Below are 22,344 nucleotides of genomic sequence, written 5' to 3' on the forward strand. Positions count from 1 at the left end.
TCTCAGCCCGCCTCCGAGTCTCAGCCCGCCTCGCGGTAGGCCGCCGCCTCCTCCAGGTCCAGTCGGCGCAGCAGGGTGCGGAGCATCTCGTCGTCGATGTAGCGGCCGTCGCGCAGCCGGACGAACATCTCCCGCTCGGCGCTGATCATCTCGCGGGACAGCCGGCGGTAGGTGTCGTCGACGGTCTCGCCGGTGACCGGGTTGACCTGGCCGAGACGCTCCCAGACGGCGTTGCGGCGGCGTTCCAGGACGTTGCGCAGCCGGTCGGCGAGCGGTGGCGGCAGGGCGTTGCGCTCGTCGGCCAGCAGGGCGTCGAGGCGCTCCTCGGCGACCCGGGAGGCCTGGGCCTGGGCATTGGCCTCGGCGAGCGTGGCGGCCTGCGCGTCGGGGCCGGGGAACTTCAGCATGCGGATCAGCGGGGGCAGGGTGAGGCCCTGTACGACCAGGGTGCCGATGACCGTGGTGAACGTCAGGAAGAGGATCAGGTTGCGCTGCGGGAAGGGCTCGCCGTGCTCGACGGTGAGCGGGATGGAGAAGGCGATGGCCAGCGAGACCACGCCCCGCATACCGGCCCAGGCGATGACGAAGGGCCCCCGCCAGGTGGGGTTGTCCTCACGCGCGCGGATGCGTGCCGACAGCGCCCGCGGGAGGAAGGTCGCGGGGTAGACCCACAGGAAGCGGGCCGCGACGACCACCAGGAAGAGGGCGAACGCGTACCAGGCGGCGTCCGGACCCTCGTACGCCCCGAGGCCCCTGAGGACCACCGGCAGTTGGAGTCCGATCAGCGCGAAGACCGCCGACTCCAGGACGAAGGCGACCATCTTCCAGACGGCCTCCTCCTGGAGGCGGGTGGCGAAGTCGACCTCCCACGCGCGGTGGCCGAGATAGAGGGCGACGACGACCACGGCGAGGACGCCGGAGGCGTGGAACTGCTCGGCGGAGGCGTAGGCGACGAACGGGATGAGCAGGGAGAGCGTGTTCTGGAGGAGGGGCTCCTTGAGGTGGGTGCGCAGCCAGTGCAGGGGGGCCATGAGGATCAGGCCCGCGGCGACCCCGCCGACCGCCGCGACCAGGAACTCCTCGATGCCGCCCGCCCAGGACGCGCCCTCGCCGACCACGACGGCGAGGGCGACCTTGTAGGCGGTGATCGCGGTGGCGTCGTTCAGGAGGGACTCGCCCTGGAGGATCGTGGTGATCCTCGACGGCAGGCCGACCCGGCGGGCCACCGCCGTGGCGGCGACGGCGTCCGGGGGCGCCACCACCGCTCCCAGCACCAGCGCGGCGGTGAGCGGCAGCCCGGGGACGAGCAGATAGGCGGCCCAGCCGACGGCGAACGTCGCGAACAGCACGTATCCGACCGACAGCAGGGCCACCGGCCGCAGCTGGGCACGCAGGTCGAGGTAGGAGCTGTCGGTGGCCGAGGTGTACAGCAGCGGGGGCAGCAGCAGCGGCAGGACGACGTCCGGGTCCAGGGTGTAGTCCGGGACTCCGGGTACGTACGACACCACCAGGCCGACGGCGACCAGCAGCAGCGGAGCCGGGACCGGGGTGCGCCGGGCCGCGGCCGCGATCGCCGCACTGCCCGCCACCAGCAACAGCAGTGGCATCACGTCCATGTCTCGCCCGCCTCGTTTTTCCGCGCGGCACACCGCACGACCGTCGTAATCTGGCAATCATGAAACAGTGCACGCACGCCGACGCGCTGCCCGACCCCGAACCCGTCCCGCTCGGTGAGACGTGTCCGGAGTGCCTGCGGGACGGCACCCACCCGGTGCAGTTGCGGCTGTGCCTGACGTGCGGCCATGTCGGCTGCTGCGACTCCTCGCCCAGCCGGCACGCCTCGGGGCACCACCAGGAGACCGGACATCCCGTGATGCGGACCTTCGAGCCCGGGGAGAACTGGCGCTGGTGCTTCGTCGATCATGTCCTCGTGTGAGCATCGGAGGCGGTCGGGACGTGAACGTCTGATCGGAACGTGAACTTCTGAGGTGGTCCGGCCGTTGTACTTCCGAGACGGTCCTGCCGTCCGGCGGGTACGGTTCGACCATCTGACGCCTGGGTACGTCAACCCGGCGCGCCCTCTTCCCTTTTGGGCCCGCAGACCCCTAGACACGGAGCGTGTTCACAGCTTTACTGTGAGTGACGCCAGGGGGTTGGGGTCCCGGGGACAGGACACGTGAGGGCGCGATAGCGTCACCGCTGCACCACCCACGCGTTACCCCGGGGGGCGACCCTCGGCCCCGAAAAGCTTGTACCACCTTGGAGGTGAGGGTGTCCCAGATCGCAGGCGAGCCCGCGACCCAGGACTTCGTGGAAGTCCGGCTGCCGGCTGCGGGTGCCTACCTGTCGGTGCTGCGGACGGCCACGGCCGGTCTCGCGGCCCGTTTGGACTTCACCCTGGACGAGATCGAGGACCTGCGCATCGCGGTGGACGAGGCCTGCGCGATCCTGCTCCAGCAGGCCGTGCCCGGCTCGGTGCTCAGCTGTGTGTTCCGGCTCGTCGACGACTCGCTCGAGGTCACCGTCTCGGCACCGACCACCGACGGCCACGCCCCCTCGCGGGACACCTTCGCCTGGACCGTGCTGTCCGCCCTCGCGGGGAAGGTCTCCTCGGCCGTCGACGAGGACAAAACCGTTTCGATCAGCCTCTACAAACAGCGCGGCGCGGGACCCGGGCCGGCGTGAGGAACGGGGACGGGCCGGTGCGGGACGAAGAGCGCGGCACACGGGAGCTGCCGGCCGAGAACGATTCAGTCTCTCCGGGCGGTTCCCGAGGCATGACGGCAGACGGTATCGATGGCATCGACGGCATTCCCGAGCAGGCCAGGCCGCATCCGGAGGATGACACCGGGCGCCCGGACCTGGATGCCGCGCAGGGCTCGCCCCGCAAGGGGCGGATCGGGGGCTCCCCCGGCCGGGCTGAGGACAGGGCTCGACAGAGGGCGACGGGCGGGACGATGAGCGAGCACGAGCGAGACGACGAACAGGGCGTGCCGGGCACGCAGCACGAACCCCGGAACCAGCACGAACCCCGGAACCAGCACGAGCCGAGGGAGCAGGGGGACCGCAGCGGGGCACGGGCGATGTTCGTCGAGCTGCGCGGGCTGAAGGACGGCAGCCCGGAGTACGCGGAACTGCGCAACCAGCTGGTCCGCATGCACCTGCCGCTCGTGGAGCACCTGGCGCGGCGCTTCCGCAACCGCGGCGAGCCGCTCGACGATCTCACGCAGGTCGCCACCATCGGCCTGATCAAGTCGGTCGACCGCTTCGACCCGGACCGCGGCGTGGAGTTCTCGACGTACGCGACCCCGACGGTCGTCGGCGAGATCAAGCGGCACTTCCGAGACAAGGGCTGGGCGGTGCGCGTCCCGCGCAGGCTCCAGGAGCTGCGGCTCGCGCTCACCACGGCGACGGCGGAGCTCTCGCAGCAGCACGGCCGCTCCCCCACGGTCCATGAGCTGGCCGAGAAGCTGGCCATCTCGGAGGAGGAGGTCCTGGAGGGCCTGGAGTCCGCCAACGCGTACTCCACGCTGTCGCTGGACGTCCCCGACACCGACGACGAGTCCCCGGCGGTCGCCGACACGCTCGGCGCGGAGGACGAGGCGCTGGAGGGCGTCGAGTACCGGGAGTCGCTCAAGCCGCTGCTGGAGGATCTCCCGCCCCGCGAGAAGCGGATCCTGCTCCTTCGCTTCTTCGGCAACATGACCCAGTCGCAGATCGCGCAGGAGGTCGGCATCTCGCAGATGCACGTCTCGCGGCTGCTGGCACGCACGCTGGCGCAGCTGCGGGAGAAGCTGCTGGTGGAGGAGTAGGAGTTACTGGTCCCGCGTTCTGCCGGGCCCCCGGATCCCGAGGGCCCGGGTCGTCTCTCCGTTGACGAGCAGGACGAGCGCCGTCACGGCGACGGCCGCGAGGGCGATGCCCCCCGGGATCGCCATGCTGTCGGCCTGCAGCAGGTTGTAGGCCACCGGCAGCGCCATGATCTGCGTGATGACGGCGGGCCCCCGGCTCCAGCTGCGCCGGGCGAGCAGTCCGCGCGCGGCGAGCAGCGGCAGCAGCGCGAGCACCACCAGGGTCAGCCCCCCGGTGACGGCCTGCCCCCGGTCGTCCGGGGCGCCCGTGATCCCGAGGACCAGGATCCACACGCCTCCGACGACGAGCGCCAGCCCTTCCAGAGCGGCCAGCGCGGCGGCGTACGTCAGCCGGGGCGGGCGCGGACCGGTGGTGTCCGGGACGGTCTCGGGGGCGAGGGGGCTCTGCTCACTGCTCACCCCTGAAGGGTAGCCCCGGCCCGTCCCGCGCCCTCGGCGGCCCGTGTCGAGGCTCACGCCCGCTGTCTTACCGGTTCCCCACCTCGGCCTGTGCCCGGGTACCACCCAGTAGGTACGCTGCACCCCATGCGTGCACTTCTCGTGGTCAACCCGGCGGCAACCACTACGAGTGCACGGACGCGTGACGTCCTCATCCACGCGCTCGCCAGCGAGATGAAGCTGGAGGCGGTCACCACCGAGTACCGCGGGCACGCGCGCGACCTGGGCCGGCAGGCGGCGGAGAGCGGGAACACCGATCTGGTGGTGGCACTCGGCGGCGACGGCACGGTCAACGAGGTGGTCAACGGCCTGCTGCACAACGGCCCCGACCCGCAGCGGCTGCCCGGCCTCGCGGTGGTCCCCGGCGGTTCCACCAATGTCTTCGCCCGCGCCCTGGGCCTGCCCAACGACCCGGTGGAGGCCACCGGCGCCCTGCTGGACGCCCTGCGCGAGGAGCGCGAGCGCACGGTCGGCCTGGGGATCGCCGCGGGCACGCCGGGCACGCAGGACGAGACGGTGCCGTCACGCTGGTTCACCTTCAACGCCGGGCTCGGTTTCGACGCGGGGGTCGTCGGCCGGGTCGAGCAGCAGCGGGAGCGGGGCAGAAGGTCGACGCACGCTCTCTATCTGATGCAGGCCGTGCGGCAGCTGCTGGGCGAGCCGGACCGCCGGCGCGGATCGATCACCCTGGAGGCGCCGGGCGCGGACCCGGTGACCGATTTGGTGCTGTCCATAGTCTGCAACACGGCTCCGTGGACCTATCTGGGCAATCGTCCGGTGTACGCGTCACCTAAGGCCTCGTTCGATACCGGGCTCGACGTACTCGCTCTCAGCCGTCTGTCCACTGCCGCGGTTGCCCGGTATGGCACCCAGTTGCTCACTTCGTCCCCCGAGCGCGGCCCGCATGGGAAGCATGCCCACTCGTTCCATGACCTGGACCGGTTCACCTTGCATTCGAAGGTGCCCCTACCCCTGCAGATGGACGGCGACCACCTCGGACTGCGTACAAGCGTGACGTTCACAGGCGTACGCCATGCACTGCGTGTGATTGTGTGAGCAGAAAGGGCTGAAGTCCTTTCACTCGAACGTTTAGGCCAGGGTCCACCCCATGGAAGTACGGCTGTGACCTAGTCGACACCGAGGAATCAAAAAAAACTTTCCAGAAGGGGTTGTATCCGCCGCTGAGGTTTGCGAGTCTCTACGTGGCGATCGGGACGGCCCGCAACACCGGCCTCCACTGGTCACCAGAACCCCTCTTCAACTCACAGGACCACGCCAGCGAACCTGGCGGGTTGGCCCTTCCCTTGTTGAGGGATTCGTGAAAGCGTTCACATTCACAAGCAACCTGCATGTAATACCAAGGAGAGGTAGCAGCCATGGACTGGCGTCACAACGCCGTTTGCCGCGAGGAAGACCCCGAGCTCTTCTTCCCCATCGGCAACACCGGTCCTGCGCTGCTGCAGATCGAGGAAGCCAAGGCCGTCTGCCGTCGCTGCCCCGTCATGGATCAGTGTCTGCAGTGGGCGCTCGAGTCCGGCCAGGACTCCGGCGTCTGGGGTGGTCTCAGCGAGGACGAGCGCCGTGCCATGAAGCGTCGCGCCGCCCGCAACCGGGCCCGTCAGGCTTCCGCCTGACAACACCCGCCCCGCACACAGCCTGAGCTTGGCGGCGCGCACAGCGAGTGCGCTTCTCCCGCCCCCGAGCCGCAGCGCGCAGTACCCCCGATGCGCAGCTAATCGCTGGCAACGAGCATTCGAGCCCCGGACCCCTGAACGGTCCGGGGCTTCGTGCTGTGCCCGACTGTTCTTACCCGGACCTTACTTCGGCGCATCTCAACCGGCACCTCTCCGGCGGCACCCGCTCCTACTTCTGCGCCCGCACCGGGAGGTCCAGGATCACCCGGGTGCCCCGCTTCGGCGCCGGGACCATGTCGAAGGTGCCGCCCAACTCGCCCTCCACCAGCGTCCGTACGATCTGCAGCCCCAGGTTGCCGGAAATGTGCGGGTCGAAGCCCTCGGGCAGTCCCACGCCGTCGTCCTGGACGGTGACCAGCAGGCGGGCCTCCTTCGACGTACCGCCGCGGACCGCCGAGACCTCGACCGTGCCCGTGTCGCCCTCGCGGAAGCCGTGCTCCAGGGCGTTCTGCAGGATCTCGGTGAGGACCATGGACAGCGGGGTGGCGACCTCCGCGTCCAGGATGCCGAAGCGTCCGGTGCGCCGGCCGGTGACCTTGCCCGGCGAGATCTCCGCGACCATCGCGAGCACCCGGTCGGCGATCTCGTCGAACTCCACCCGCTCGTCCAGGTTCTGGGACAGCGTCTCGTGCACGATCGCGATCGAGCCGACCCGGCGCACGGCCTCCTCCAGCGCCTCCCGGCCCCGCTCGGACTCGATCCGGCGGGCCTGCAGACGCAGCAGCGCGGCGACCGTCTGGAGGTTGTTCTTCACCCGGTGGTGGATCTCCCGGATGGTGGCGTCCTTGGTGATCAACTCACGTTCACGGCGACGGAGTTCGGTGACGTCCCGGAGCAGCACGAGCGAACCGATGCGGGTGCCCTTGGGCTTGAGCGGGATCGTACGGAACTGGATGACCCCGTCGTTGGCCTCGATCTCGAACTCACGGGGCGCCCAGCCGCTGGCGACCTTGGCGAGGGCCTCGTCCACCGGGCCCCGGGTGGGGGCGAGTTCGGCGGTGGTCCGGCCGAGGTGGTGACCGAGCAGGTCGGAGGCGAGGCCCATGCGGTGGTAGGCGGAGAGCGCGTTCGGGGAGGCGTACTGGACGATGCCGTCGCCGTCGACGCGGATCAGGCCGTCGCCGACGCGCGGGGCGGCGTCCATGTCCATCTGCTGGCCGGCGAACGGGAACGAGCCGGCCGCGATCATCTGCGCTAGGTCGGAGGCGCTCTGGAGGTAGGTCAGTTCCAGCCGGCTCGGGGTGCGCACGGTGAGCAGGTTGGTGTTGCGGGCGATGACCCCGAGGACACGTCCGTCCCGTCGTACGGGGATGGACTCGACCCGTACGGGGACCTCTTCACGCCACTCCGGGTCGCCCTCGCGCACGATCCGGCCCTCGTCCAGGGCGGCGTCGAGGAGGGGCCTGCGCCCGCGCGGGACGAGGTGGCCGACCATGTCGTCCTGGTAGGAGGTGGGCCCGGTGTTGGGACGCATCTGGGCCACGGAGACATAGCGGGTGCCGTCGCTGGTGGGCACCCACAGCACCAGGTCGGCGAAGGAGAGGTCGGAGAGCAGCTGCCACTCCGAGACCAGCAGGTGGAGCCACTCGAGATCGGAGTCGTCGAGGGCGGTGTGCTGGCGTACGAGTTCGTTCATGGAGGGCACGTGTGCGAGCGTACCCGGGCAGCGGGAAGTGTCCGAAAAACACCCGCGGGCCGCGGCGCCTGAGAGGGACCCTCAACCCTCCCGGCACCGCAGCCCGGAGCAATATCGGCCGCGGGGTGTGCGGTCCCGTCGGCCGAAGGTGAGGAGCCGGGGCAGTCAGGGCAGAGAGCTCCGGACCCTCGGTCCGCCCTCCTGTGCGGGGAGAACGGAAGTCTTCTCGTGCTGTTCGCTCATACGTGGTTCTCGTACGGCCCATTGTGGACTAGACCACTCACTGTGTCCATGCCCCACCGTCCATGACGCAGCCTAGCCTGTGCGGGTTCCTCCACGGACTGAGATGCGGGGGGCAATTTCACCGGGCTCTGCTAAATTGAGCCCTGGATTGGTCTAAACCACTCAGTTCAGAACGGCAGGTCAGCGTGGAAGTTGTCATCGTTCCGGACGCCAGGTCGGGTGGCGAGCTGATCGCCGAGGCCATGGCGGAGCTGCTGCGGCGCAAGCCGGACGCCCTGCTGGGCGTGGCCACCGGCTCCACCCCGCTGCCCGTCTACCAGGCGCTGGCGGCCAAGGTGCGGGCCGGGGAGGCGGACACCTCGCGGGCGAGGATCGCCCAGCTCGACGAGTATGTGGGACTGCCCGCCGACCATCCCGAGTCCTACCGCTCGGTGCTGCGGCGCGAGGTGCTGGAGCCGCTGGGCATCGGCATGGAGGCGTTCCTCGGGCCCGACGGCACGGCGGAGGACATACGCGCGGCCTCCCAGGCCTACGACGCGGCGCTGACCGCAGCCGGCGGGGTGGACATCCAGTTGCTGGGGATCGGGACCGACGGGCACATCGGGTTCAACGAGCCGTGTTCGTCGCTGGCCTCGCGGACCCGGATCAAGACGCTCACCGAGCAGACGCGGGTGGACAACGCGCGGTTCTTCGACGGGGACATCGAGCAGGTTCCGCATCACGTGATCACCCAGGGGATCGGGACGATCCTCGAGGCCCGGCATCTGGTGCTGCTCGCCACCGGGGAGAACAAGGCGGATGCGGTGGCGGCGACGGTGGAGGGGCCGCTGGCCGCTGTGTGTCCGGCCTCTGCGCTGCAGTTGCATCCGCATGCGACGGTTGTTGTGGACGAGGGTGCGGCGTCCAAGCTGAAGCTTGCGGATTACTTCCGGCATACGTTTGCCAATAAGCCGGGGTGGCAGGGGATCTAGCGTGCGGGTTGTGGGGGCTGGTCGCGCCCACGCGGCGGAGCCGCATATTGATACAGCCCCGCGCCCCTGAATGGGGGCCGGGGCTTCGCCCGGCCCCCATTTGTCTCTTACGCCCCCGCTATCGCCTCCGCCGCCGCCCTGCCGCACACCCTTGCCGCGCCGTGTGTCGCGATGTGCGGGGTGCCTCGGGGTGGGGACTGGGGGACGCCCATTTCCACGACGATCGTGTCGGGGCGGGACAGCAGGAGGGTGTCCAGGGCTGTCGACATCCACTGGTGGCGGTGTTCGTCACGGACGACGGCGACGATGCGCCGGTCCCCCGCCGCGGACACGGCCGCCCGTGCCGCCTCCTCGCCGTCCTCGCCACGGAAGGTTCCCGTCGCCGTGCCCGGGAGCAGGCAGGTCAGCTCCGCCGCCACGCCCCATGGGGTCTCGTCGCCCACGGCGATGTTGGCCACCGGGGTGAACGCGGCGACGAACGGGGGGTCGGTGAGGGGGTTGAAGGTGTCCCCGCCGGTGATCCGGAGGGCGCGGCGGGCGGCCACGAGGCCCACGTCCGGTTCCGTCCCGGCGGTGCTTCCGGGCGCCGAACCCGTCCAGCGCGCCAGCTGCCGTACCCGCTCGGCCGCGTCGGCCAGGCGTTCCTCCGGGAGTTCGCCCGTGCGTACGGCGGTGACGAGGGCGTCGCGCAGACGCCGTACCGTCGCGTCGTCCTGGAGGCCGCCGCCCACGCAGATCGCGTCGGCGCCGGCGGCGATCGCGAGGACACTGCCGCGCTCGATGCCGTAGGTCGCGGCCACCGCCCGCATCTCCATGCCGTCGGTGACGATCAGGCCCTCGTAGCCGAGGTCGCGGCGCAGGAGGTCGGTGAGGACGGGACGGGACAACGTTGCCGGACGCACGGGGTCCAGGGCGGGGACCAGGATGTGGGCGCTCATGATCGCCTTCGTGCCGGCGCCGATGGCCGCGAGGAACGGGATCAGTTCGCGTTCGGCCAGGGCCTCGGCCGGGATGTCGATGCGCGGGAGCGCGTGGTGGGAGTCGACGGCCGTGTCGCCGTGGCCCGGGAAGTGCTTGGTGCAGGCCGCGACGCCCGCCGACTGGAGGCCGGTGACGTAGGCGGCGGTGTGCCGGGCGACCAGGGCGGGGTCGGCGCCGAAGGAGCGGACCCCGATCACCGGGTTCGCCGGGTTGGAGTTGACGTCCGCCGACGGGGCCCAGTTGAGGTCGACCCCGCACTCCGCGAGGCGGCGGCCCAGCTCGTGGGCCACCCTGCCGGTCAGGTCGACGTCGTCCACCGCGCCCAGCGCGTAGTTGCCGGGGAAGGAGGAGCCGGTGCGCACCTCCAGGCGGGTCACGTCCCCGCCCTCCTCGTCGATGGCGACCAGGACGTCGTCCCGTTCCGCCCGCAACTGGGCGGTCAGGGCGGTGAGCTGCTCCGGGGAGGCGATGTTGCGGCCGAACAGGCCGACCGAGGCCAGGCCCTCGCCGAGGCGGCGCAGCAGCCAGTCGGGGGCGGTGGTGCCGGGGAAGCCCGGCTGGAGGACGGTGAGCGCGTCACGGGTGAGTGTGTCCGTGCCGCGGGCGATTGTCGTCATCGGGGCGTCATCCCTTCACGGCGCCCGCGGTCAGGCCCGCGGCCATCCTGCGCTGGACGAGGAGGAAGAGGGCGACGATGGGGACGGCCATCAGGGTGGCGCCGGCCATCATCGGGGCGTACTCGGTGCCGTGCTTGGTGGTGAAGTTGCCGAGCCAGACGGTCGCGGTCTGGTTTTTCTGGCTGAGCAGCATCAGGGCGTACAGGTACTCGTTCCAGGCCTGGATGAAGCCGTAGACCGAGGTGGCGACCATGCCGGGGGCCAGCAGGGGGAAGACCACCCTGACGAAGGCGCCGGTGCGGGAGCAGCCGTCGACCATCGCGGCCTCCTCCAGCTCCTTGGGGATGTTGACGATGAAGCCGCGCAGGGTCCACACCGTGAACGGGAGGATGAAGGTCAGATACGTGATGATCAGGCCAGACAGCTTGTCGTACTGGTCCAGGTCGTTCAGGAGCAGGAAGACCGGGATGATCATGGCGACCAGCGGGACCATCTGGACCGCGAGGATCCCCACGATCACGATCTTGCGGCCGCGGAAGGCGAACCGGGAGATGGCGAGCGCGGCCAGCATGCCGACGACGATGCCGATCGCGACGACCGCGAGGGAGACGATCAGGCTGCGCCCGGCGGGGCCCCAGAAGTCGGCGATGTGCAGCGCGCGGCTGAAGTTGGCGGAGGTGAAGCCGGTCGGCAGCAGGCTCGGGTCCGGGTCGATCGCGTCCTTCGCCGGCTTGATCGCCGTGTTGAGCATCCAGTAGACAGGGAAGCCGGCGACGGCGAAGACGAGGAGGCCGAGGAGGTTCCAGCCGAACCGGGACCTGCGACGAGGCGCAGCGAGCGTACTCATTCGACCTCTCCGATCTTCAGCATCTGGCGCATGTAGACGGCGACCACCCCGAGCAGGAGCAGCACGGTGATCAGGGCGATCGCCGAGCCCTGCCCGTAGTCGTTGACCACGAAGGCGCGGTCGTAGGAGTACGTCGTGAGCAGTTGGAACTCGGGCTCCGGATGGCCGTTGCGCATGACGAAGACCTGCGGGAAGACGCCCATGTCCCAGATGACCGACAGGGTCGTGAGCATCACGATGATCGGCTTGAGGATGGGCAGGGTGACGTACCGGAAGACGCCCCAGGAGCCGGCGCCGTCGAGGCGGGCGGCCTCCTCCAGTTCGGCCGGGACCTGGGTGAGGCCGGCGCTGAGGGTGATGACCACGAAGGGGACCGCGCCCCAGATCACCAGCAGCATGATGACGGCCAGGCCCTGCGGTCCGCCGGCGAACCAGTTGTGGCCGATCAGGTCGACGCCGGGCAGCTTGCTGAGGACGGCGTTGAGGATGCCGTAGTCGGAGTCGAACAGCCACTTGAAGACGGTGGTGGCGACGATGACCGGCATGCCCCAGCTGGCCACGAGCGCGATGTTGACGAGGGTCTTCACCCAGCCGGAGACCCGCTGGAGCAGCAGGGCGATCAGCATGCCGAGGACCATCGTGAGGATCACGCAGCCCGCGGCGAAGACGATCGTGCGGACGACGACCTGCCAGAACTCGCCGTCGTCCAGGACGCCCGTGAAGTTGTCGAGGCCGACGTTCTCGGCGGGCTGGAAGCCCCACAGCTGGGACTGGCCGAACTTCTGGAAGGAGAGAGTGACCAGCCGGACCAGCGGATAGCCCATGACCAGCAGGAGGATGAGCAGACAGGGCGCGAGCAGCAGCCAGGGGGTGCCGGCGGAGGTCCGCTTCGCCCGGGGTCTGCCCGGTCCCGGTGGGGCGGGCGGTGGGGGTGACGGCCGCGTCGGCGGCACCTTGGCAGGGGTGGTCGTGTCTGCGGCACTCATCCGCGCGCTCCTCAGCGGTCCCTCGGGTCGTACGAGAAGCGGGGCCCCGCCCCCGACAACACCCTCCGGGTGCGACGGGGCCCCGCCGTCAGGTCACGAGTTGTTGATGACCTTGTCGATCGCGGCGTCCGCTTCCTTCGCGGCGGCCTCGACCGTCTTCTTGCCGGTGCCGATGGACTGCAGCATGTTCTGCAGGACCTGGGCCTTCTCGACCTGGCCCCAGCCGGGGGCCATCGGGACGAACCAGTTGGACTCGGCCGCGGTGGCCGGGACGGCCGTCGCCGGGTCGTTCTTGAGGGTGGCGAGGTCGGTCTTGTTGTTGGGCAGGTTGCCCTTGGCCATCAGGCCCTTCTGGCCGGAGGGGCCGGTGAAGGCGTTGATCCACTCGGCGGCGAGGTCCTGCGCGTCGGACTTGACCGGGACGGCGAGGTCGGAGCCGCCGAGGAAGACCGGGAGGTTCTTGCCGGACGGGCCGGGCATCACGAAGTTCTCGACGTTGCCGGCGAGCTTGCCGGTCTTGTCGTTCTCCTTGGCCGCGGCGGTCGCGCCCTCCCAGGCGGGAGCGAAGATCATGCCGGACTTGCCCTGGCCGTAGACGATGTACCGGTCGGACTCGTCCTTGGTCTTGTCGCCGTGCATGTACTCGTCGACGACGTTCTTGAACTCGTTGAGGCCCTTGACGGACTCCGGCGAGGACAGGCTGGCCTTCCACTTGCCGCCCGACTCGACGGCGATCGAGCCGCCGGCGTCGTAGACGAAGGACATGGCCGCGTACCAGTCGCGGGTGGGCTGGTACCAGGCGGAGAACTTGTCGCCCTCCTTCTTCTGGACCTTGTCGAGGGCGGCGGTGAGCTCGGCGTAGGTCGTCGGCGCGGACTTCACGCCGACCTTCGCGAAGACGTCCTTGCGCCAGTTGGCGACGCGGCCGCCGGCGTAGTACGGGACGCCGTAGGTCTTGCCGTCGTAGGTCACGGAGGCCTTGAGGCCGTCCAGCCAGGCGGAGGAGTTGTCGAACTTCGAGGCGTCGAGGGGGGCGAAGGCGCCCTTGACCATGTAACCGAGCATCTCGGTGTTGCCCATCTCGACCACGTCGGGGGCCTTGTCGGTGGCGAGGACCGCGTCGAGCTTGGCGTTCTTGTCGGGCCAGCCGTAGTACTCGTGGGTGATCTTGAGGCCGGGGTGCTTCTTCTGCACCGCCGCGTCGGCCGCCTTGACCAGCGCGGGCCAGTTGTTCTGGGCGTCGACGGTCAGCCAGACCGTCAGTTCCTTGGCCTCGGAGCCCTTCGAGTCCCCGCTGTCCTTGTCGCCGCCGCACGCCGCGATGGAGACCATCATGCCCGCGATACCGATCGCGGCTATCAGCTTGCGCTTCACGCCACCCTCCTCAGGGATGCCCACACCCCCCGCCCATATGCCGGGACCTGGACCAATGGTGTAGACCAGTGCGGTGAGCTTGGCGCAGACCATTTCGACTGTCAAGGGTGGCCGAATCCGCTTTGACCAGCCGTTATGGGTTCTAGATATGCAGGAACCTTTAAGTAAGAAGCCGTCGTAAACATCGGGCCCGGAGGGCCCCGGTCCGGTAGACCACTTGCCCATCTGGACTAGACCAGCGAAGGGTGCGACGGTATACAGAGGGGATCACGGAACGGCGGGGCGAGCCCCGTCGCGGCCGTGCCACGATGTGAAGCCGCGGCCGACGGTGTGTCGGCCCTTCGGCTCCCGGAGCCGGGAAGGCAGGCCATGAGCACCGACGTCAGCAGTGCGGAGAACGAGGGTGGGGCTACCGTCCGTACCGCGCGCGTGCCCAAGTACTACCGCCTGAAGAAGCACCTGCTCGACATGACGGAGACCCAGGCGCCGGGCACTCCGGTCCCGCCGGAGCGGACCCTGGCGGCCGAGTTCGACACCTCGCGCACCACCGTCCGCCAGGCCCTCCAGGAGCTGGTCGTCGAGGGGCGCCTGGAGCGCATCCAGGGCAAGGGCACCTTCGTCGCCAAGCCGAAGGTCTCCCAGGCACTGCAGCTGACCTCCTACACCGAGGACATGCGCGCCCAGGGCCTCGAACCCACCTCGCAGCTGCTGGACGTCGGTTACGTCACCGCCGACGACACCCTCGCCGGTCTGCTGGACATCACCGCCGGCAGCAGGGTGCTGCGCGTCGAGCGGCTGCGCATGGCCAACGGCGAGCCGATGGCCATCGAGACCACGCATCTGAGCGCCAAGCGCTTCCCGGCCCTGCGCCGCTCGCTGGTCAAGTACACCTCCCTGTACACCGCGCTGGCCGAGGTCTACGACGTCCATCTCGCCGAGGCCGAGGAGACCATCGAGACCTCGCTGGCCACCCCGCGCGAGGCCGGCCTGCTCGGCACCGACGTCGGCCTGCCGATGCTGATGCTGTCCCGGCACTCGCTGGACAAGGAGGGGCAGCCGGTGGAATGGGTGCGGTCGGTGTACCGGGGGGACCGCTACAAGTTCGTGGCACGGCTGAAGAGGCCTGCCGAATAGAACGGGCTTCTCGTAGGGATGGAGGGTCTTGGGCGTGGAGGGTCTGTAGAGGGTCTTCCGCTCGGCTTGTGCGTCACTTACATTGCCTGCGCATTACATCTGTGATCAGGGCGATCAGTGAGGGGACGGAGAGCCGTTGATGTCAGACACCCCGGAAGTGACCGGAGGGCCGGTGGTGACGCCCGTACGCGTCGTCATCGCCCTCTGTCTGTTCGCGCCCTTCGTGGCGATGCTCTGGGTGGGTTCCTACGCGAAGGTGGATCCGAAGTTCATCGGGATCCCCTTCTTCTACTGGTACCAGATGCTGTGGGTGCTGATCTCGACCGCGCTCACGATGGTCGCGTACCAGCTCTGGCAGCGTGACCAGCGCGCCCGCAGGGCCCGCGGCGAGGCCCGGGGCGGGGGTGCGGCCCAGTGAAGGACGGCGTGAACGGCGTGGCCCTCACCGTCTTCGTCCTCTTCTTCCTGGCCGTCACGGTCATGGGCTTCCTGGCCGCCCGCTGGCGTCGGGCCGACAACGAGCACAGCCTCGACGAATGGGGCCTGGGCGGACGGTCGTTCGGCACCTGGATCACCTGGTTCCTGCTCGGCGGCGACCTCTACACGGCGTACACCTTCGTCGCCGTACCGGCGGCGATCTACGCGGCGGGCGCGGCCGGCTTCTTCGCCGTCCCCTACACGATCCTGATCTACCCCCTGATCTTCACGTTCCTCCCCCGCCTGTGGTCGGTCTCCCACAAGCACGGATACGTGACCACCTCGGACTTCGTGCGCGGCCGCTGGGGCTCGAAGGGCCTGTCGCTGGCGGTGGCGGTGACCGGCATCCTGGCAACGATGCCCTACATCGCCCTCCAACTCGTCGGCATCCAGGCGGTGCTGGACGTGATGGGCGTCGGCGGCGGCGAGAACACCGGCTGGTTCGTGAAGGACCTGCCCCTGCTGATCGCCTTCGGCGTGCTCGCGGCGTACACCTACTCCTCGGGCCTGCGCGCCCCCGCGCTGATCGCGTTCGTGAAGGACACGCTGATCTACATCGTCATCGCGGTGGCGATCATCTACATCCCGATCAAGCTGGGCGGCTTCGACGACATCTTCACCAAGGCCGGTGAGGCGTTCGGCCAGACCAACCCGGCGACGGGCAAGCCGCGCGGCGCCCTGGCCCCGGCGGAAGCGGGCCAGTGGACGTACGCCACACTCGCCCTCGGCTCCGCGCTCGCCCTCTTCATGTACCCGCACTCGATCACCGCGACCCTCTCCTCCAAGAGCCGCGAGGTGATCCGCCGCAACACCACGATCCTGCCGCTGTACTCCCTGATGCTCGGCCTGCTGGCCCTGCTGGGCTTCATGGCCATCGCGGCCGGCGTCAAGGTCACCAACGGCCAGCTGGCCATCCCCCAGCTCTTCGAGGACATGTTCCCGGCGTGGTTCGCGGGCGTGGCGTTCGCGGCGATCGGCATCGGCGCCCTGGTCCCCGCGGCCATCATGTCCATCGCGGCCGCGAACCTCTTCACCCGCAACATCTACAGGGACTTCATCAAGCCGGACGCGACGCCCAAGGAGGAGACCAAGGTCTCCAAACTGGTGTCGCTCCTGGTGAAGGTCGGCGCCCTGGTGTTCGTCCTCACCATGGACAAGACCGTCGCCATCAACTTCCAGCTGCTGGGCGGCATCTGGATCCTGCAGACCTTCCCGGCCCTGGTCGGCGGCCTGTTCACCCGCTGGTTCCACCGCTGGGCCCTGCTCGCCGGCTGGGCGGCCGGCATGATCTACGGCACGGTCGCCGCGTACGGGGTCGCCTCCCCCACCCAGAAGCACTTCGGCGGCTCGGCCGAGGAGATCCCCGGCATCGGCGAGATCGGCTACATCGGCCTCACGGCGTTCGTGCTGAACGTGGTGGTGACGGTGGTCCTGACCTTCGTCCTGAAGGCCGTAAAGGCCCCCGAGGGCATCGACGAGACGAAGCCGGAGGACTACACGGCGGACGCGGGCGACCCGGGCGTGCAAACGGAACTTCCGTCGGCCGTCGCGGGAAGCGCTCACTGAACTCACCAGCCCCCCACGACCCGCAGCGGGCCGCCGAAAATCAAGCACAACGGCGGCCCGCTGTCGTACACACTCACCCGCATGGACATAGTCATCCGGAAAGCGAAACCCACCGAATACGAGCCACTCGGCGACATCACCGCACAGGCCTACCTCCAGGACGGCCTCCTCGACTACGGCGAGGGGGACGAGTACCTGCCCGTGCTGAAGGACGTGGCCACGCGCGCGGCCGCCGCAGAGGTGCTCGTGGCCGTGGACGGCGACCGGCTTCTCGGCGGGGTCACCTTCGTCGCCGGACCCGGCCCGGTCGCCGACCTCGCGCGGCCCGGCGAGGCCGAGATCCGCGCGCTCGCGGTCGCGCACGCGGCGCGTGGCCGGGGTGCCGGGGAGGCGCTCGTGCGGGCGTGCCTCGACCGGGCGCGGGCCACGGAGGGCTGCACGGCCGTCGTCCTGTCGAGCCAGCGCAGCATGCACACCGCCCACCGGATCTACGAACGTCTCGGCTTCGTCCGTACACCCGAGCGAGACTGGAATCCCGTGCCGCATCTGGACGACGTCACTCTCCTCACCTACGAGTTGACGCTCTGACACCACCCCGACACAACATCTGGGGGTGGCGTGACAGGCGAGCACAAGATGTATGCTCATGCTCGCTGTCGCCGCAGGGGAATCCGGTGTGAATCCGGAACTGTCCCGCAACGGTGTACTTGTGCACGTCTGTGCACGAGCGTCAGTCCGAGGACCTGCCGACAGCGCGCCCGGCCGCCGTGGTCCGGGTGTCCTGACGTCCGGGCCTCGTGGAGTGGGCCGGTGGACGCGACGCCGTGCGCGCTCGTGTGCTGCCCCCTGCCCTCCGCCAGGCCCCCTGCCGAGCGAGGGAGAGCCCCACGTGACCATCGCGCCAGCCGATCCGGCCTCAGCGATCCAGCCGGACATCGACGGTCCCGGTGCCGCGCTGCTGCGGACCCTGACCGAGCTGACCGCCGACCTCCCCGACGCCGACCCCGGGCGGGTCGCCGCCGCCGCGCTGCGCGGCCGGTCGGCTCGGGCGGACGAGACGGAGCTGCGCGAGCTGGCCACGGAGGCGGCCGCGGGCCTGATCTCCGAGGACCCCGCCTACTCGAAGCTGGCCGCCCGGCTGCTGACGGTCTCGATCGCCGCGGAGGCCGCCTCCCAGGGCGTGACGTCCTTCACGGAGTCCGTCGCCGTCGGCCACCGCGAGGGGCTCATCGCCGACCGCACCGCCGAGTTCGTACGGCTGCACGCGGCCCGGCTGGACGCGCTGGTCGACCCGTCCGCCGACGACCGCTTCGGCTACTTCGGGCTGCGCACCCTGCACAGCCGCTACCTGTTGCGCCACCCCCTCACCCGCAAGGTCGTGGAGACGCCCCAGCACTTCCTGCTGCGCGTCGCGAGCGGTCTCGCCGAGGACGACACGGCCCGCTCCTTGGACGAAGTCGCCGCGCTCCACGGGCTGATGAGCCGGCTCGACTACCTGCCGTCCTCCCCCACGCTCTTCAACTCCGGCACCCGGCACCCCCAGATGTCGTCCTGCTACCTCCTCGATTCCCCGCTGGACGAGCTGGACTCCCTCTACGACCGCTACCACCAGGTCGCCCGGCTGTCGAAGCACGCCGGCGGCATCGGGCTGTCGTACAGCAGGATCCGCTCCCGCGGGTCCCTCATCCGCGGCACCAACGGGCACTCCAACGGCATCGTGCCGTTCCTGAAGACCCTGGACGCCTCCGTCGCCGCCGTGAACCAGGGCGGGCGGCGCAAGGGCGCGGCCGCGGTCTACCTGGAGACCTGGCACTCCGACATCGAGGAGTTCCTGGAGCTGCGCGACAACACCGGTGAGGACGCCCGCCGTACGCACAACCTGAACCTGGCGCACTGGATCCCGGACGAGTTCATGCGCCGGGTCAACGCCGACGGGCTGTGGTCGCTGTTCTCCCCCTCCGACGTGCCCCAGCTGGTCGATCTGTGGGGCGAGGAGTTCGACGCCGCGTACCGCAGGGCGGAGGCGGCCGGGCTCGCGAAGAAGACCATCCCGGCGCGTGATCTGTACGGCCGGATGATGCGGACCCTCGCGCAGACCGGCAACGGCTGGATGACCTTCAAGGACGCGGCCAACCGCACCGCCAACCAGACGGCGCTCCCCGGCCATGTCGTCCACTCCTCCAACCTCTGCACGGAGATCCTGGAGGTCACGAACGACGGGGAGACGGCCGTCTGCAACCTGGGTTCGGTGAACCTGGGTGCCTTCGTGGTCGACGGGGACATCGACTGGGAGCGGCTGGACACCACCGTCCGCACCGCCGTCACCTTCCTCGACCGGGTCGTCGACATCAACTTCTACCCGACCGAGCAGGCGGGCCGGTCCAACGCCAAGTGGCGTCCGGTGGGTCTGGGCGCGATGGGTCTGCAGGACGTCTTCTTCAAGCTGCGGCTGCCCTTCGACTCCGCCGAGGCGAAGCAACTCTCCACCCGGATCGCCGAGCGGATCATGCTCGCCGCGTACGAGGCCTCCGCCGACCTCGCCGAACGCAACGGCCCGCTGCCGGCCTGGGAGAAGACCCGGACCGCGCAGGGCGTGCTGCACCCGGACCACTACGGCGTCGACTTCACCTGGCCGGAGCGCTGGGCGGCGCTGCGCGAGCGGATCGCGACGACGGGCCTGCGCAACAGCCTGCTCCTCGCCATCGCGCCGACCGCCACCATCGCCTCCATCGCCGGTGTCTACGAGTGCATCGAGCCGCAGGTGTCGAACCTGTTCAAGCGCGAGACGCTGTCCGGTGAGTTCCTCCAGGTCAACTCGTACCTGGTCCAGGACCTCAAGGAGCTGGGTGTGTGGGACGCGCGCACCCGGGAGGCGCTGCGCGAGTCCAACGGCTCGGTGCAGGACTTCGCGTGGATCCCGGCCGACGTACGGGCCCTGTACCGGACGGCGTGGGAGATCCCGCAGCGCGGTCTGATCGACATGGCCGCGGCCCGCACCCCGTTCCTGGACCAGTCCCAGTCCCTGAACCTGTTCCTGGAGACGCCGACCATCGGCAAGCTCTCCTCGATGTACGCGTACGCCTGGAAGTCGGGCCTGAAGACGACGTACTACCTGCGCTCGCGCCCGGCGACCCGGATCGCCCGCGCCGCCCAGGCGCAGACCCCGACCACCGTCCCCGTGCAGCAGGCCGCCGACCCCGACGCCGTCGCCTGCTCCCTTGAGAACCCCGAGTCCTGCGAGGCCTGCCAGTGATGCCCAGCGACAAGAACCTGCTCGACCCCGGCTTCGAGCTGACTCTGCGCCCCATGCGCTACCCGGACTTCTACGAGCGCTACCGGGACGCCATCAAGAACACCTGGACCGTGGAGGAGGTCGACCTCCACTCGGACGTCGCCGACCTCGCCAAGCTGTCCCCGATGGAGCAGCACCTGATCGGCCGGCTGGTCGCGTTCTTCGCGACCGGTGACTCGATCGTGGCGAACAACCTGGTGCTGACGCTGTACAAGCACATCAACTCCCCGGAGGCGCGCCTGTATCTGTCGCGCCAGCTGTTCGAGGAGGCCGTGCACGTCCAGTTCTATCTGACCCTGCTGGACACGTATCTGCCCGACCCGGACGACCGCGCGGCCGCCTTCGCGGCGGTGGAGAACATCCCCTCGATCCGCGAGAAGGCCGAGTTCTGCTTCCGCTGGATCAACGAGGTCGAGAAGATCGACCGCCTGGAGTCGCAGGCCGACCGCCGCCGCTTCCTGCTCAACCTCATCTGCTTCGCCGCGTGCATCGAGGGCCTGTTCTTCTACGGCGCCTTCGCGTACGTCTACTGGTTCCGCAGCCGGGGTCTGCTGCACGGTCTCGCCACCGGCACCAACTGGGTGTTCCGGGACGAGACCATGCACATGAGCTTCGCGTTCGACGTGGTCGACACCGTCCGCAAGGAGGAGCCGGAGCTGTTCGACGAGCGGCTTCAGCAGCAGGTCACCGACATGCTGCGCGAGGCCGTCGAGGCGGAGCTGCAGTTCGCGCGGGACCTGTGCGGCGACGGGCTGCCGGGCATGAACACCGACTCGATGCGGCAGTACCTGGAGTGCGTCGCCGACCAGCGGCTCACGCGGCTGGGCTTCGCCCCGGTGTACGGCTCGGAGAACCCGTTCTCCTTCATGGAGCTCCAGGGCGTTCAGGAGCTGACCAACTTCTTCGAGCGCCGTCCGTCGGCGTACCAGGTCGCGGTGGAGGGCACGGTCGACCTGGACGAGGACTTCTGACCCTCCCGCTCGCCCCGGGCCTCCTGGGCCTCCCTGATCTGCCGGTCGACGCGCCGGTCGCGCGCGATGCCGAGCACGGACGGGAGGGCCAGGAGGACGAGGATCCCCAGGACCAGGAGCATTCCGACGAGGCCTTCGATCTGGTTCGTGTTCATGCACACCACTGTCGCGCCGGACACTCCTGACCGGGAGTGGCAGGACTGCCGTACACCTTCAAATTCCTGCCACCGCGGGTGCACACTGGCGGCATGCTGAAGAACGTGGCCGCAGTGCTGCTCGACGGTGTGCATCCCTTCGAACTCGGTGTCGTCTGCGAGGTGTTCGGGCTCGACCGCAGCGACGAGGGGCTGCCGGTGTACGACTTCGCCGTGGTCTCGGCGGAGGGACCGTCGCTGGGCACGCACGTCGGCGGACTCACCGTCTCCACGCCGTACGGTCTCGACCGGCTGGAGGAGGCCGACCTGATCGCCGTACCGGCCGCGGACGCCGCCGTCGACCGGGACTACCCGCCCGAGCTGCTGGCCGCCCTGCGCCGGGCCGTGGACCGGGGGACGCGGGTGCTCAGCGTCTGCTCCGGGGTCTTCGTGCTGGGCGCGGCGGGGCTGCTCGACGGGCGGCGCTGCGCCGCGCACTGGCGGCACGCGGAGGTACTGGGCCGTCGTTTCCCGAGGACGGTCGTCGAACCGGACGTCCTCTACGTCGACGCGGACCCGGTGATCACGTCCGCCGGCACCGCCGCCGGGATCGACGCCTGTCTGCACATCGTCCGCAAGGAGCAGGGGCCCGAGGTCGCGAACGGGATCGCACGGCGGATGGTCGTACCGCCGCACCGGGACGGCGGCCAGGCCCAGTTCATCGAGCGGCCGCTGCCCCGGTCGCAGTGCGACACCGTAGGCGGGGTGCTCGCATGGATGGAGCAGCACCTCGACCAGGAGGTCACGGTGGAGCAGCTCGCGGCCCGCGCCCACATGGCGCCGCGCACCTTCGCCCGCCGCTTCCAGCAGGAGACGGGCACCACCCCCTACCGGTGGCTGCTGCGCCAGCGGGTGCTGCTCGCGCAGCGTCTGCTGGAGGCCACGGACGAGACGATGGACGCGATCGCCTGGCGCACCGGCTTCGGCACGGCGGGCGCCCTGCGCCATCAGTTCGTACGGTCGCTGGGGACGACCCCTAACGCCTACAGACGGACCTTCCGGGGGCCGCAGGCGGTCGCCTGACCGCCCGCGGCCCCGGGCCGGCCCCCGC

Annotated in this window: 21 protein-coding genes and 1 riboswitch; of the genes, 13 read left to right on the plus strand and 8 right to left on the minus strand. The window is 69.7% G+C overall.

Annotated features, from left to right (window positions below; all coding sequences use genetic code 11):
- Window positions 1-20: 20 nt before the first annotated feature.
- Window positions 21-1,616 carry a Na+/H+ antiporter gene (locus tag ACLZN2_RS29395; RefSeq protein WP_416982319.1) on the minus strand — a complete coding sequence of 532 codons (1,596 nt, stop codon included), beginning with the start codon at window positions 1,614-1,616 and terminating at the stop codon, window positions 21-23.
- Window positions 1,617-1,675: 59 nt separating this feature from the next.
- Between ACLZN2_RS29395 and ACLZN2_RS29400 the strand changes: the two genes are divergently transcribed.
- The 3 genes from ACLZN2_RS29400 (at window position 1,676) to ACLZN2_RS29410 (ending at window position 3,812) form a co-directional block, all read left to right on the plus strand.
- Complete coding sequence (locus ACLZN2_RS29400; RefSeq protein WP_416982321.1) at window positions 1,676-1,936, plus strand: UBP-type zinc finger domain-containing protein; 261 nt, start codon at window positions 1,676-1,678, stop codon at window positions 1,934-1,936.
- Between the two features lie 335 nt (window positions 1,937-2,271).
- Window positions 2,272-2,685 (plus strand): anti-sigma regulatory factor, encoded by a 414-nt coding sequence (locus ACLZN2_RS29405; protein ID WP_004925829.1) that lies wholly within the window; start codon window positions 2,272-2,274, stop codon window positions 2,683-2,685.
- A complete protein-coding gene (locus tag ACLZN2_RS29410) occupies window positions 2,682-3,812 on the plus strand; it encodes a SigB/SigF/SigG family RNA polymerase sigma factor (protein ID WP_416982323.1) in 1,131 nt (376 codons plus the stop codon). Before ACLZN2_RS29405 ends, ACLZN2_RS29410 begins: the two co-directional genes overlap by 4 nt.
- Window positions 3,813-3,815: 3 nt before the next feature.
- Here ACLZN2_RS29410 and ACLZN2_RS29415 read toward each other — a convergent pair whose 3' ends face one another.
- Window positions 3,816-4,271, minus strand: coding sequence for a hypothetical protein (locus ACLZN2_RS29415; RefSeq protein ID WP_416982324.1), 456 nt, complete (start codon window positions 4,269-4,271; stop codon window positions 3,816-3,818).
- A gap of 126 nt (window positions 4,272-4,397) precedes the next feature.
- Here ACLZN2_RS29415 and ACLZN2_RS29420 point away from each other — a divergent pair, with 126 nt between their 5' ends.
- Both ACLZN2_RS29420 and ACLZN2_RS29425 read left to right on the plus strand, forming a co-directional pair.
- Window positions 4,398-5,366 (plus strand): diacylglycerol/lipid kinase family protein, encoded by a 969-nt coding sequence (locus ACLZN2_RS29420; protein ID WP_416982326.1) that lies wholly within the window; start codon window positions 4,398-4,400, stop codon window positions 5,364-5,366.
- A gap of 320 nt (window positions 5,367-5,686) precedes the next feature.
- Complete coding sequence (locus tag ACLZN2_RS29425) at window positions 5,687-5,944, plus strand: WhiB family transcriptional regulator (protein WP_006142322.1); 258 nt, start codon at window positions 5,687-5,689, stop codon at window positions 5,942-5,944.
- 229 nt (window positions 5,945-6,173) lie between these two features.
- Here the strand turns inward: ACLZN2_RS29425 and ACLZN2_RS29430 are convergent, their stop codons facing one another.
- Complete coding sequence (locus tag ACLZN2_RS29430) at window positions 6,174-7,640, minus strand: sensor histidine kinase (protein WP_416982434.1); 1,467 nt, start codon at window positions 7,638-7,640, stop codon at window positions 6,174-6,176.
- Between the two features lie 428 nt (window positions 7,641-8,068).
- On the opposite strand from ACLZN2_RS29430, the gene nagB reads away from it, so the two are divergent.
- Window positions 8,069-8,854, plus strand: coding sequence for a glucosamine-6-phosphate deaminase (gene nagB, locus ACLZN2_RS29435; RefSeq protein ID WP_416982327.1), 786 nt, complete (start codon window positions 8,069-8,071; stop codon window positions 8,852-8,854).
- Window positions 8,855-8,961: 107 nt separating this feature from the next.
- Here nagB and ACLZN2_RS29440 read toward each other — a convergent pair whose 3' ends face one another.
- The 4 genes from ACLZN2_RS29440 to ACLZN2_RS29455 form a co-directional block, all read right to left on the minus strand.
- Entirely contained in the window at window positions 8,962-10,452 is a 1,491-nt protein-coding gene (locus ACLZN2_RS29440; protein ID WP_416982329.1) for a glycoside hydrolase family 3 protein, read from the minus strand.
- A gap of 7 nt (window positions 10,453-10,459) precedes the next feature.
- Complete coding sequence (locus tag ACLZN2_RS29445; protein WP_416982330.1) at window positions 10,460-11,299, minus strand: carbohydrate ABC transporter permease; 840 nt, start codon at window positions 11,297-11,299, stop codon at window positions 10,460-10,462.
- On the minus strand, window positions 11,296-12,285 hold the full coding sequence (locus ACLZN2_RS29450) for a carbohydrate ABC transporter permease (protein ID WP_416982332.1): 990 nt from the start codon (window positions 12,283-12,285) through the stop codon (window positions 11,296-11,298). The genes ACLZN2_RS29445 and ACLZN2_RS29450 overlap by 4 nt, the downstream gene beginning before the upstream one ends.
- Window positions 12,286-12,378: 93 nt before the next feature.
- On the minus strand, window positions 12,379-13,659 hold the full coding sequence (locus ACLZN2_RS29455) for an extracellular solute-binding protein (RefSeq protein WP_416982333.1): 1,281 nt from the start codon (window positions 13,657-13,659) through the stop codon (window positions 12,379-12,381).
- Window positions 13,660-14,028: 369 nt separating this feature from the next.
- On the opposite strand from ACLZN2_RS29455, the gene ACLZN2_RS29460 reads away from it, so the two are divergent.
- The 6 genes from ACLZN2_RS29460 (at window position 14,029) to ACLZN2_RS29485 (ending at window position 21,099) form a co-directional block, all read left to right on the plus strand.
- Complete coding sequence (locus ACLZN2_RS29460; RefSeq protein ID WP_416982335.1) at window positions 14,029-14,793, plus strand: GntR family transcriptional regulator; 765 nt, start codon at window positions 14,029-14,031, stop codon at window positions 14,791-14,793.
- Window positions 14,794-14,932: 139 nt separating this feature from the next.
- Entirely contained in the window at window positions 14,933-15,211 is a 279-nt protein-coding gene (locus tag ACLZN2_RS29465) for a DUF3311 domain-containing protein (RefSeq protein WP_416982337.1), read from the plus strand.
- Window positions 15,208-16,836: a monocarboxylate uptake permease MctP gene (gene mctP / locus ACLZN2_RS29470; protein WP_416982338.1), complete on the plus strand. Its 1,629-nt coding sequence runs from the start codon at window positions 15,208-15,210 to the stop codon at window positions 16,834-16,836. The genes ACLZN2_RS29465 and mctP overlap by 4 nt, the downstream gene beginning before the upstream one ends.
- 81 nt (window positions 16,837-16,917) lie before the next feature.
- Entirely contained in the window at window positions 16,918-17,424 is a 507-nt protein-coding gene (locus ACLZN2_RS29475) for a GNAT family N-acetyltransferase (RefSeq protein ID WP_416982340.1), read from the plus strand.
- Window positions 17,425-17,501: 77 nt separating this feature from the next.
- Window positions 17,502-17,580: riboswitch (cobalamin riboswitch) on the plus strand.
- 145 nt (window positions 17,581-17,725) lie between these two features.
- Window positions 17,726-20,089, plus strand: a complete 2,364-nt coding sequence (locus ACLZN2_RS29480; RefSeq protein ID WP_416982342.1) for a ribonucleoside-diphosphate reductase subunit alpha — start codon at window positions 17,726-17,728, stop codon at window positions 20,087-20,089.
- On the plus strand, window positions 20,089-21,099 hold the full coding sequence (locus ACLZN2_RS29485; protein WP_416982343.1) for a ribonucleotide-diphosphate reductase subunit beta: 1,011 nt from the start codon (window positions 20,089-20,091) through the stop codon (window positions 21,097-21,099). Before ACLZN2_RS29480 ends, ACLZN2_RS29485 begins: the two co-directional genes overlap by 1 nt.
- Here the strand turns inward: ACLZN2_RS29485 and ACLZN2_RS29490 are convergent.
- A complete protein-coding gene (locus tag ACLZN2_RS29490) occupies window positions 21,012-21,254 on the minus strand; it encodes a hypothetical protein (RefSeq protein ID WP_416982344.1) in 243 nt (80 codons plus the stop codon). The genes ACLZN2_RS29485 and ACLZN2_RS29490 overlap by 88 nt on opposite strands.
- A 93-nt stretch (window positions 21,255-21,347) precedes the next feature.
- Here ACLZN2_RS29490 and ACLZN2_RS29495 point away from each other — a divergent pair, with 93 nt between their 5' ends.
- Complete coding sequence (locus ACLZN2_RS29495; RefSeq protein WP_416982345.1) at window positions 21,348-22,316, plus strand: helix-turn-helix domain-containing protein; 969 nt, start codon at window positions 21,348-21,350, stop codon at window positions 22,314-22,316.
- Window positions 22,317-22,344 lie beyond the last annotated feature (28 nt).

The organism is Streptomyces sp. T028 (assembly GCF_048159505.1).
GTDB lineage: Bacteria > Actinomycetota > Actinomycetes > Streptomycetales > Streptomycetaceae > Streptomyces.

Coding starts and splice junctions, on each gene's coding strand:
- ACLZN2_RS29395 (WP_416982319.1), bottom strand. CDS start 1,616: ATGGACGTGATGCCACTGCTGTTGCTGGTGGCGGGCAGTGCGGCGATC.
- ACLZN2_RS29400 (WP_416982321.1), top strand. CDS start 1,676: ATGAAACAGTGCACGCACGCCGACGCGCTGCCCGACCCCGAACCCGTC.
- ACLZN2_RS29420 (WP_416982326.1), top strand. CDS start 4,398: ATGCGTGCACTTCTCGTGGTCAACCCGGCGGCAACCACTACGAGTGCA.
- ACLZN2_RS29425 (WP_006142322.1), top strand. CDS start 5,687: ATGGACTGGCGTCACAACGCCGTTTGCCGCGAGGAAGACCCCGAGCTC.
- ACLZN2_RS29430 (WP_416982434.1), bottom strand. CDS start 7,640: ATGAACGAACTCGTACGCCAGCACACCGCCCTCGACGACTCCGATCTC.
- ACLZN2_RS29440 (WP_416982329.1), bottom strand. CDS start 10,452: ATGACGACAATCGCCCGCGGCACGGACACACTCACCCGTGACGCGCTC.
- ACLZN2_RS29445 (WP_416982330.1), bottom strand. CDS start 11,299: ATGAGTACGCTCGCTGCGCCTCGTCGCAGGTCCCGGTTCGGCTGGAAC.
- ACLZN2_RS29450 (WP_416982332.1), bottom strand. CDS start 12,285: ATGAGTGCCGCAGACACGACCACCCCTGCCAAGGTGCCGCCGACGCGG.
- ACLZN2_RS29460 (WP_416982335.1), top strand. CDS start 14,029: ATGAGCACCGACGTCAGCAGTGCGGAGAACGAGGGTGGGGCTACCGTC.
- ACLZN2_RS29465 (WP_416982337.1), top strand. CDS start 14,933: ATGTCAGACACCCCGGAAGTGACCGGAGGGCCGGTGGTGACGCCCGTA.
- ACLZN2_RS29475 (WP_416982340.1), top strand. CDS start 16,918: ATGGACATAGTCATCCGGAAAGCGAAACCCACCGAATACGAGCCACTC.
- ACLZN2_RS29485 (WP_416982343.1), top strand. CDS start 20,089: ATGCCCAGCGACAAGAACCTGCTCGACCCCGGCTTCGAGCTGACTCTG.
- ACLZN2_RS29490 (WP_416982344.1), bottom strand. CDS start 21,254: ATGAACACGAACCAGATCGAAGGCCTCGTCGGAATGCTCCTGGTCCTG.
- ACLZN2_RS29495 (WP_416982345.1), top strand. CDS start 21,348: ATGCTGAAGAACGTGGCCGCAGTGCTGCTCGACGGTGTGCATCCCTTC.